The sequence below is a fragment of the uncultured Campylobacter sp. genome (assembly GCF_938017705.1).
Lineage (GTDB): Bacteria > Campylobacterota > Campylobacteria > Campylobacterales > Campylobacteraceae > Campylobacter_B.
This window is the reverse complement of record NZ_CALIIS010000182.1, coordinates 1-10,252: the sequence shown is the minus strand read 5'-3', so window position 1 is coordinate 10,252 and position 10,252 is coordinate 1. Positions and strand designations below refer to the sequence as shown.

Genomic DNA, 10,252 nt, shown 5'->3' with positions numbered 1-10,252 from the left:
AAACGTGGGCGATAGCGAAAATTTTAAAAACTCGCTAAGCACTCTAATCGAGCGCGCCGCAAATGAATACGAACGCACTGGCGTGCAGGATTACGAGCTCGATCTGCCTAGCTACATTACCGAGCGCGCGGGCAAAAAAAGCATTGCCGTGCAGAATATGCAAAGGCTGGCGAGCAAGAAGCTAAGTCTTGCCGTAGAGCCGATCAAAAAGCTCGTACTTGCTAAAATAAAAGATATGTCCGAAGCCGATACTAAGGCGGTAATGAGCGGCGAGGTGCTATTCAGCCACTATCTGCGCACCAACGCCTTTGATGAAATTTACGAAATCATTCGCCCTTTGGCACGCGAACTAGGAGCCGACGCGAGCTTTGCTAAAAGCTTTAAAAGTGCCGTTGGACGCGACCCTGGAGACGATTTTAGTAGCGAATTTAGCAGTGCCTTTATCAACGAAAGCTTCGATTTTTTAAGTAAAAACGAAAGGGAATTTCGCAAAAACTCGGGCGCGATTTTAAACGCCATAAAGACGATCAGATAGGCGCGACCGCACTAAAATCTCGGCGAAATTTTACTTTAAATTATGAAAAATTCTATCTCGGAGCTCGCGGAAAATTTTAATTCAAAATCCGTTTTAAATTTTATCTTAGATCCGGTATGCGAGCGCGCGAAAAACACAGCGTCCGGCGGTGCGGTAAATTTTACTCCCGCTCTCTGCCTCAAAAGAAATTTCAAATTTCAAGACGAGGCCGCCGAGTTAAATTTTATCAGCAGAAGAAATTTAAAATTTTATCCCGCTTCGGCCGATTTCGCCGCACGCAATCGTGCCTCGGTCGGTTTTGCCGTGCACAGTCTCGCCTCTCCCTATTCCGCCCTGCGCGTCAAAAATCTTGAAAGAAAATCCGCTTTAAATTTCGCGACTCTTGCGTTAAATTTAAAGCCCGCGCAAATTCCGAGCTGCGCCGAAAATAAAGCTTTAAATTCCGCAAAATCCTATAAAACAGATCCTTGCGAAAATTCTGCGAAAAATTTCAAACGAAATTTTATATTAAATTTTGCGGAAAATTCCACTCATAGCGGCACAAATAGCGCGAGTCCGTTAAGCCGCGCAAGCGCCGCAAACGAGCCAAATTTAAGCTCCGCAAAAGGCTGCCCCGCTGCTCACGCGCGACGCTCCAAGAAAAATTTTACCAAGGTCATTGCGAACGATCCATGCTCCGCCAGCACGCCGCATAGCTTTAACTATGGTTCCGCGCGAAACCCTGGCACTCCGCAAAATTCTAATGCTACACAGAATTTTAACTCCGCAAAAAATTTAAATTCTACGCAAAGCTTGAATTCCGCGCAAAGTTTCGGGCGAAATTCTAATTACGCGCAAAGCCGCGCGCAAAACCCCGTTCCGCCTAGCAAGCTGTGGGATCTGGGGCTGCTTTTCGTGGCAATCGTTTGGGGATGCACTTTCGTGCCGGTGCAGCGCGCGCTGCATAGCGGCGACGTTTTTAGCTTTTTGTTTTGGCGCTTTTTGGCGGCGAGCATTTTTACCTACCTCGCCTGCCTGCGCTTCGGCGTCAAATTTGACCGCGGCACGATAGGGCGGGGCGTGTTTTGCGGGCTGATGCTGTTTTGCGATTTTTCGTGCCAGACCATAGCGCTTGATTATGCGCTATCATCGACGGTGGCGTTCATTTTGGGGCTAAACGTCGTCATCGTGCCCTTTTTGATGCTTGCGTTTTTCGGTAAAAAGGTCGGTGCGAGCGCCTTTGGCGGTGCGGTCGTGGCGCTTTTGGGGCTGTATTTTTTAAGCGGAGCAAGCGGCGCAGTGGGATTTGGCATAGGCGAGCGGTTGAGCTTGATTTCGGCGTTTGCATACGCGCTTCACATCGTATTTACGGGCGTCTGCGCGCGCAAAAGCAATCTCTACGGCTTTGTGATCGTGCAGTTTATCTGCGTCTGCGTCTGTGCGCTGATCGCCGCAGTTTTTGTCCCGCACGCCGAATTTGAAGGCGAGATAAGGGTGGTTGGAAATTTGATCTTTTCGCCGAGTTTCGATTTCGTTTTTGCGCTGGTTTTGACCTCGATCTTTGCTACCGTCGCGGCGTTTGTGATCCAAACGATGGCGCAAAATCGCGGCGTAAGCGAGATAAAAACGGTGCTGATTTTTGCACTAGAGCCCGTAAGCGCGGGCATTATGGGGTATGCTTTCGGCGAGAAGCTAAGCGCGCTTCAAATTTTAGGCGCGGCGCTGATACTCGCGGGCATCCTGCTTAGCGAGCTGGGCGGGCTTTTAGGCGCGAAGTTTGCTAAAAATCGAGCTTGCGAAAAAGCAGACCGAGGCGACTAGGATGATCGAAGCGCCGCTGGTTAGATTGAGCTTAAAGCTTAAAATAAGCCCTGCCGCGCAAAAAAGCGCCGATAGCGCGCAGCTTATCGCCATCATCGAGCCTAAGCTTTTTGAAATTTTTTCGGCGATGAAGGGCGGGATCGTCATCAGCGAGATCACTAAGATTAGTCCTACGATCTGAATCGACGCGACCACCGCAAGGCTCGCCATCACTACGAGGACGTAGTAAAAAACACTCGTATTTACTCCGCGCAGCAGGGCGAATTCCTTATCGAAGCTGATCGCTAAAAACTGCCTGTAAAAGCACGCCGTAAGCGCCGCAAATGCCGCGCCGCAAATGCCGATGAAGATTAAATTTTCATGATTTATCGCTAAGATCGAGCCGAATAAAAAGCTCATCAGATCGGATTTGTACCCGGGCGTGAGATCGGCGAAGATTATCCCCAGCGCCATTCCAAACGCCCATATCGCGCCGATTACGGCGTCGAAGCGCTCGGTATTTCGCAGCGTGACGTAGGCAATGAGTAGCCCCAAAAACAGCGCAAATACGCTAGCTCCCAGCACGGGCGAGATGCCTAAAAATAGCGCGATGCCGATGCCGCCGTATGCGCCGTGCGCGATGCCGCCTGCTATGAAGCTCATGCGATTTATCACGACTAAAGAGCCCACGACGCCGCAGACTATACTGACCAAAAGTCCGCCGAGTAGGGCGTTTCGCATGAAATCGTAGGATAGAATTTCAGCCATTTTCGCCCTCCTTGCAGCAGCATTCGTTAAGCGCGAGATCGACGGCGCAGAAGTGCCCGTGCTCGCGCCTAAGGTGATCTAAAAATTCCGCTCTGCTTCCGGGATCGATCTCGTGGGTGTGCGCCGAGCCGTTTGCGACGTAAAGCGCGCGGTTTGCGTAGTTTAGCGCGAGCTGCACGTCGTGGCTGATTAGAATTATGCCGCAGCCGCCCTCGTTTAGGGATTTTAAAAGCTCGTAAATTTGAACCTGCCCCATCGTGTCGATGCTCGCTAGCGGTTCGTCAAGAAGTAAAATTTTAGCCTTCGCGCACAGCGCCCGCGCGATGTAAACGCGCTGTCTCTGCCCGCCGCTAAGCTCGCTGATACGGCAGTCGGCTAAGCTCTGCATACCTACGCGCTCCAAGGCTTGCATGGCTTGCTCGCGCTCGGATTTAGAGTAAAAGCCAAAAATTTTCTTATCTATCAGCCCCATTAAAACGACCTCGAGTACGCTTATGGGAAAGCTTTTGTTTATCGCGATGAACTGCGGCACATAGCCCATTTGCGCTCTGGCAAGCGCGGGCGATCTGCCTAAAATTTCGATCGTGCCCGAGCTTGGTCGCAGCAGCCCCAAAAGCAGCTTCAAAAGGGTGCTTTTGCCGCCGCCGTTGGGCCCGAAAATCGCTAAAAAATCGCGCAGCTCGTAGCTTAGGTTTATATCTTTTAAAATTTCGCGTTTTTCGTAAGCAAAGTTTAAATTTCTTATCGTCACGTCCGCCATGAACGCCCTTTCGCCTAGATTTTGAAAGCATTTATTATAGCCCAAATTCGGAAAAATTGCCAAATTTTGCTATTATTACAAAAAATTTAAAGGCGAGCGGTGGAGAAAATCGGCGAAAAATCAGATGAAAATAGCTGGGATAAAAAGTCCGAAAGTTACGCTAAATTTAGCGGCGAGTTAGGGGATTTCGGCAAGCGGGTGTTTGAGATACTGCGCAGCTGGGGCGCGAGCTTTGCGGGCAAAAGCGTGCTCGACGTGGGCGCCGGCACGGGGGTTTACTCGCTGTATCTCGCGTCGCTGGGCGCCAAAGTCACGGCGATCGATAGCTCGGAGGGGATGCTGCGCGAGCTAAGGCACAGCGCGGAGGAGTTTGGCATCAGCTTGCAAAACGTATTAAATTTAAGTTTTGCGGAGTTTTGCGAGCGGCTGAGCCGCGATGGTTTTGCAGGCGCGGCGGGCGAAAATTTTAAAATTTATCCGCGCTCGCAAAGCAAAATTTCAAACCTGCAAGCCCAAGAAGCGCGGGCTTTAAATTTAAAAGACGCTGCGAGCAAAACCCGAGGGAGCGAAAATTTTAAAATTTCCGCAGTTTTTGACATCGCGTTTCTTACGATGAGCCCCGCGCTGAAAAGCACGAAGGATTTTGAGGCGTTTTTGGCTTTGGGCGAGCGTAAAATTTATCTAAACTGGGCTAGTGAGCGCAATTCCTCGATGCTAGCGCCGCTGTTTAAGCGCTTCGGCGCGGGGCATAAAAGACTTGCTACCGCCGCCGAAAAGTTTGAGGCGCTGCTTGGCGCGCGCGACATCAAATTTAAAAGCGAAATTTTAACTGAAAAGCGCGAGCAAAAGCGCAGCCTGCAAGAGGCGGTGCAAAACGCCGCGTGGCACCTGCATATGGATGGCGCGGAGGCTAGCGAGCACGAGATCGAGGAGCTTTTGAAAAAGCGGGTTAAAGGCGGGATTATAAGCGATGAGATCGAAGCGAGCTTTAAGCTGTTTTATATTTAGCCTGGCGCCGCTTTTGGGGCTTTGCGGCAATCTTTTTACGCCGCTTGAGATGCCTAAATACGACCCGCAAAAGGCGCAGTTGGGAGCAAAAATTTTTACTGACGTAAGATTTAGCCGCAAAGGTCGCTCCTGCGAGAGCTGCCATAACTTCTATCTAAACGACTCAGGCGCTTCGGTGCGAGACGGGCGGGTGCCTACGCTCATCAATTCCTATTATTTCGATCGGTATCTGGGCGATTATAATTTCGAGGGTTTTGAGGCGCGGATCGCGGCGTCGGTCTTTGGCGAGAATGAACTGGATGCGAGCGAAGATAAAATTTTAGAGCTTATCAGGAAGAATTTAACCTACAAGCAGGCTTTTGAAAGTGCTTACGGCGAGGCGAATACGGCGAACTTCATTGATGCGCTGAAGGAATTTTTAAAGTCCAAAACGGCGATAAATTCCAAATTTGACCGATTTTTGCGTGGCGAGGTTAAGCTAAATGATGCCGAATATAACGGATATATGCTTTTTGTGCGGCTGTGCTCGGCATGTCACAACGGCGTTAGCCTAGGCACCGGCAGCTTTACTAAAATTCGCCCAAGCGTAGAAGAGGAGGATGTGCCTAAGCATAGGTTCACTTCCGATGGATTTGAGTTGCGCCGCGTGCCTAGCTTGCGCAATATCACGCAAACCGCGCCTTACGTAAACGGGCAGATGGATTTGCGTCTTGCGGTGCGGCAGATTGCAAAGGATCTGCTAAAATACGATCTTAGCGATGAGGAGCTTGATGCTTTGATGAGTTTTTTAGCTACGCTTAAGGGCGAGATGACGGAGGCGCAGGATGAAAGATAAGATAATGTGGACTTTGATGGTGGGGATTATGATATTAGGCATAATCATCGCCGGGAATTACTTCTCGTCGCTAAGAGATGTAGCGAGATTTAGCACGATTTCGCGCGAGCTAGCTTTGATCGATAACGCCGATAACCGCTTAAATATATTATTTGATGCAAAGATCGCAAGAAGGGACTTTTCGATTGCAAATGCCGATATGCGCGGCATCTATCAGGTGCTGCAAGCCTTACAAAAAGACAAAATCATCGATAAAATCGGACTTAGTAGCGATGTGCGCGCGATCGGAAGCGCTTTTAGCGATAAAATTTCACTTTTGGACGAGCTTGGGGCTTTAAATTCGCAGAATTTAATCCTTTTTCAAAGCCTTCAGCAAAAATTTTTATCCGGTAGCGCAAATGCGCAAAGAGCAAATCTCTACTCTCAAATTTTAGGGCTTAACTATAAAAATCGCTCCGAGATCTCTACTTTAAAAAGCGCGCTAGAAAACGCAGATGCGTCAAGCCCAGACGAAGCTGCGTTTATAGGAATCGCACGGCAAATTTTAAGGAATTTCGAGCGTCAAAATATCATCGTAAGCGATAATCTCTCGTTACTAAACGAGCGCTTCGCAAGCCTGCGCGAGCGATTTTCTTACGCTAGCGAGGAATTCTACGGCTCGTTTATGCAAATGACGATGCTTTACACGGCGGTGTTTTTGTCGTTTTTACTGCTTACTTACATCATAAATTCCAATGCTTTGCGTAGTAAACGCGCCCTCGCGCCCTATCGCGCACTATGCGAGGAGGCAGGCGAAGCGATAGTTTTGGCAGATCAGAGCTTTAAAATTTTATACGCTAATAAAAGCGCGCTTAGCTTAAGCGGCTACGAACAAAACGAGCTGCAAGGAAGCGATCTTGGAGTTTTGATGCCCAAAGATAAGGGGACCGAACTTCCTGCGATGGTAAATAAAAGCGCCAAAGACACGCGCCTGCTCCGTAAAAATGGCGAACTAACTGATGTGAGCCTAAGGCTAGCAAATATCACCACCACATCCAAGCCGCCGCTATATGCACTTTACGCTCATGATATCGGCGAGCGCGAGATTATGAAGCTAGCTCTTGCGAGCGCGAAGGAGAGCTTAAACAATCAAGTCTATATCGATCATCTTACGGGCCAGGGCAACGAAGCAGCGCTATATGAGCTAATAAACGCCGAAAAAACGGGCGTAGCGATCTACATCACTATCGTAAATTTTGCAAATTTGCGGCTTTTTTACAAGGCGGAGACGACGAATGAAATTCTGCGCTCCTTTGCGCGCACGCTTGCAATGTGTATCGAATCGCACGAGATCAAAGCTAGTATCTTTCGCATCCAATCGGATGAGTTTTGCCTATTTTACGAGGGGCTAAATGTAGCGCGCGATGTGGAGATCATAAACAAATATTTCACCGACAAGGTCTTTAATCTACATACCACCGAGGGCTTTGCTTCCGCGCCTTTAAATATCACGATGGGCGTAAGCGAGCGCGCAGACGTAGCGGGTGGCGCAAATAGGGTTTTTCAGGCGGTTATGGCGATGTATGAGGCGCAGAGCAAAAACGAGCACGTGGGCTTTTACTCGCGCCCAAATGCGATTGAGGAAAAATATCTGCAAAATCAGATTATGATCAACACTATTCAAAACGCGATCAAGAAAAATCAAGTCTTTGTGCTCGTTCAGCCGATATTTGATATCACCCACAGAGATCCTAGTGGTAACACATACGGCACCGAGGGCGGTGATTATGTCCCGTTAGTATATGAAATTCTAATCCGTCTAATCGACCGCTCGGGCAAGACGCGCTGCCCGGGTGAGTTTATCGATATCGCAAAGCAAACCTCGCTCTACATCCCGCTAACTCAGGTTGTAATAAACGAAGCCTTTCGCTTGCTAGACCGCTTCGCAGGGACTTGCTTTAGCATAAATCTTTCATATTTTGACATCGCAAACGAAGATATCAAGGAGCTTTTAGAGCGCAAGCTCGCATCCAGTCCAAATGCTTCAAATTTATTTATTGAAATTTTAGAAAGCGAGGAATTCGACGATTACGAGAGCCTACGCAGCTTCATCGCCGTAGCCAAAAACTACGGCTGCAAGGTCGCGATAGACGATTTTGGCAGCGGATACTCCAACTACTATAGAATTTTAACGCTCGATGTGGATTACATAAAGATCGACGGAGCGCTCATCAAAAACATCGCAAACGACAAAAACTCGCGCGCCATCGTCGAAACCATCGCTAACTTCGCGCGCAAGCAGGGCTACGAGCTCATCGCCGAATACGTAGAAAACCACGAAATTTCAATCATCTTAGAAGAGATGGGGATTAAATATATGCAGGGCTACTTCTACAGCAAACCGATGGAGCCCTCGAGGATAAAATTCTAATCTCATCTCGCCGCGACTTTATAGCCCGCCTCTTTAAATTTATAGCCCAAAGACCGCTTTCGTAAGGCGATAAATTCTGATTTAGCAAGCTGCTGTTTTAATACGGAATTTATCTTGACAAATACTACGCGGTTTTATCGCGAACTTATGGCGCGCCTTATAGCTAAATTGCCAAAAAAGCTTGCGCATGGCAAATGAAGTGGAGCCAAATTTAAAATTAAATAGCGGATTTATGGATGAAATTTTGCGAAGTTCAAAATTTTAAAATTCCAAGCCGTAGAATTTTAAAATTTGAAATGCGCGAGCTGCAAATTTAAGGCTAAATTTTAAAATTCCGTAGCGATAAAATTTTAAATTCCGCGCCTTAAACCCGCCTGCAAATTTTAAAATTTTATGGCGCAAATTTTCAATTCATTCATATAATAAACATTTCGCGCGAACTTTGCAAAAATAAAAATTTTAACAAGCTTTGCTCTAAGTAGCGATAGAGCTTTCAAATGCAGGCGGAATTTTTAAGTGCAAACTTTCTTGCTTTCAGCGAGAATGAGCTTAAATTTTAGGCTTTAGCCCATTAGCTCAAGCAAATTCGCTCTAAGCCTTCATACTCCCCGTATCTTTAAATCTTTGATGCCACGACAGCGCCTCGCTTAAGATGTGTGGAGTATGCCCCGCACAGGGCTGCGCACATGCCCGCTCGAAATAATCTCTCAGCGCGTCTTGGTAAGTGGGATGCGCAATGCTTATCATCGCGCGAGCACGCTCACGAGGGCATTTGCCGCGCAGATCGGCGATGCCGTATTCGGTGATGATGACTTGAGTGTCGTGCTCGGTATGATCGACGTGACTCACGAACGGCACGATAGCGCTGATCGCGCCGCCTTTAGCTAGCGACGGGCTAAGAAATAGCGACAAATATCCGTTGCGAGCGAAGTCACCGCTACCGCCGATGCCATTTTTCATCTGCGAGCCCATGACGTTAGTGGAGTTTACATTGCCGTAGATGTCTGCCTCGAGCATGCCATTCATCGACACGACGCCAAGCCTTCTGATAAGTGCTGGCGAGTTAGAGATATCTTGCGAACGTAGTATGATGTGCTTGCGGTAGAAATCGATGTTTTTTTGAAATTCCTCGACACCTGCGGGGCTAAGCGATAGCGCCGTGGCACTTGCAGTACCTACGACGCCTCTTTTGATGAGATCTAGCATGCCGTCTTGGATCACCTCGGAGTAGCACTGCAGCCCTTGATAGCCAGCATTTTGTAGTGAGCTAAGCACGGCGTTGGCGACGTTACCGATACCAGATTGTAGCGGCAGTAGCTTCTTTGCGGGAAGTCTACCGCAAGCTTCCTCGTTTTTTAGAAATTTTACGACGTTGCGCCCAATCGCGCTTGAAATTTCATCCACGGCAGTGAAATTATTGACGCGATCATGCGTCCTAGCCTCTATGACAGCGATTGCTTTGGCAGGATCTACATGCATATAGGGGCTACCTACGCGATCGCCTACGTGCTTGATCGGCAGATCTTCGGCATGCGGCGGTAGGCGCAGATCTGTAACGTCGTGAATGCCCTCCAGCTCAAGCGGCTGATAGTAATTCACTTCTAAAATCACGCGATCGGCGATATCGAGCCAGGCTTGGTTGTTGCCTAGCGACGTGGACGGCACGAGCTCACCGCTTTCTTTAATCGCCACTACTTCGATCACAGCAAAGTTTAGATGTGGAAAAAAGCCAGCTTTAAGCTGCGCGGCAAGGCTTGATAGATGCACGTCCGCGTATCGCACGGCGCCACTATTTATCGCACGGCGCATATCGGCATCCGTAAAAAACGGCACGCGAAAGCTCACGGCACCTGCTTTTGCCAAAACTCCGTCTAAAAGCGGATCGGTCGATGCACCTGTAAAAATTTCGATTTGATAGGGCTCGCCTTTTTCGTGCAGCGCTGTCGCTCGTTGCGCTAGAGCTTGTGGTAGCGCTAGCGCGCAGCCCGCTCCGACAAAGCCGCTAAAGCCTACCGATGCGCCATTTGGGATCAGTTCGCAGGCTTCTTCGGCGCTCATAATTTTTGATTTTAGATATTCGTTTTGCACGCGTGAGTTCATTTTCCGTCCTAGCCGTGATTTGGGCGAAATTATAATATTTTTGCGCTAAATTTCAAA

At 48.5% G+C, this 10,252-nt stretch carries 8 protein-coding genes; 5 read left to right on the top strand and 3 right to left on the bottom strand.

The features are described from left to right. On the top strand, nucleotides 1-535 hold a 535-nt coding region (locus Q0605_RS08520; protein ID WP_298706158.1), incomplete at its 5' end, for a hypothetical protein. A gap of 42 nt (nucleotides 536-577) precedes the next feature. After that, on the top strand, nucleotides 578-2,335 hold the full coding sequence (locus tag Q0605_RS08515) for a DMT family transporter (protein ID WP_298706155.1): 1,758 nt from the start codon (nucleotides 578-580) through the stop codon (nucleotides 2,333-2,335). Here the strand turns inward: Q0605_RS08515 and Q0605_RS08510 are convergent. Then, nucleotides 2,279-3,082, bottom strand: a complete 804-nt coding sequence (locus tag Q0605_RS08510; protein WP_177388780.1) for a metal ABC transporter permease — start codon at nucleotides 3,080-3,082, stop codon at nucleotides 2,279-2,281. The genes Q0605_RS08515 and Q0605_RS08510 overlap by 57 nt on opposite strands. Then, nucleotides 3,075-3,842 carry an ABC transporter ATP-binding protein gene (locus Q0605_RS08505; RefSeq protein ID WP_298706152.1) on the bottom strand — a complete coding sequence of 256 codons (768 nt, stop codon included), beginning with the start codon at nucleotides 3,840-3,842 and terminating at the stop codon, nucleotides 3,075-3,077. Before Q0605_RS08505 ends, Q0605_RS08510 begins: the two co-directional genes overlap by 8 nt. A 99-nt stretch (nucleotides 3,843-3,941) precedes the next feature. Here Q0605_RS08505 and Q0605_RS08500 point away from each other — a divergent pair, with 99 nt between their 5' ends. Genes Q0605_RS08500 through Q0605_RS08490 form a run of 3 tightly spaced genes read left to right on the top strand, consistent with a single transcriptional unit; the run spans nucleotide 3,942 to nucleotide 8,095 of the window. Beyond that, on the top strand, nucleotides 3,942-4,850 hold the full coding sequence (locus Q0605_RS08500; RefSeq protein WP_298706149.1) for a class I SAM-dependent methyltransferase: 909 nt from the start codon (nucleotides 3,942-3,944) through the stop codon (nucleotides 4,848-4,850). Next, on the top strand, nucleotides 4,813-5,685 hold the full coding sequence (locus tag Q0605_RS08495) for a cytochrome c peroxidase (protein WP_298706146.1): 873 nt from the start codon (nucleotides 4,813-4,815) through the stop codon (nucleotides 5,683-5,685). The genes Q0605_RS08500 and Q0605_RS08495 overlap by 38 nt, the downstream gene beginning before the upstream one ends. After that, nucleotides 5,675-8,095, top strand: coding sequence for a GGDEF domain-containing phosphodiesterase (locus Q0605_RS08490; protein WP_298706143.1), 2,421 nt, complete (start codon nucleotides 5,675-5,677; stop codon nucleotides 8,093-8,095). Before Q0605_RS08495 ends, Q0605_RS08490 begins: the two co-directional genes overlap by 11 nt. A 591-nt stretch (nucleotides 8,096-8,686) precedes the next feature. Here Q0605_RS08490 and Q0605_RS08485 read toward each other — a convergent pair. Continuing rightward, on the bottom strand, nucleotides 8,687-10,195 hold the full coding sequence (locus Q0605_RS08485) for a succinate CoA transferase (RefSeq protein WP_298706142.1): 1,509 nt from the start codon (nucleotides 10,193-10,195) through the stop codon (nucleotides 8,687-8,689). Nucleotides 10,196-10,252: the final 57 nt, after the last annotated feature.

Excerpts from the sequence above, each read along its gene's own strand:
- Q0605_RS08490 (WP_298706143.1), top strand. The coding sequence starts at position 5,675 with ATGAAAGATAAGATAATGTGGACTTTGATGGTGGGGATTATGATATTA.
- Q0605_RS08485 (WP_298706142.1), bottom strand. The coding sequence starts at position 10,195 with ATGAACTCACGCGTGCAAAACGAATATCTAAAATCAAAAATTATGAGC.
- Q0605_RS08510 (WP_177388780.1), bottom strand. The coding sequence starts at position 3,082 with ATGGCTGAAATTCTATCCTACGATTTCATGCGAAACGCCCTACTCGGC.
- Q0605_RS08505 (WP_298706152.1), bottom strand. The coding sequence starts at position 3,842 with ATGGCGGACGTGACGATAAGAAATTTAAACTTTGCTTACGAAAAACGC.
- Q0605_RS08515 (WP_298706155.1), top strand. The coding sequence starts at position 578 with ATGAAAAATTCTATCTCGGAGCTCGCGGAAAATTTTAATTCAAAATCC.
- Q0605_RS08495 (WP_298706146.1), top strand. The coding sequence starts at position 4,813 with ATGAGATCGAAGCGAGCTTTAAGCTGTTTTATATTTAGCCTGGCGCCG.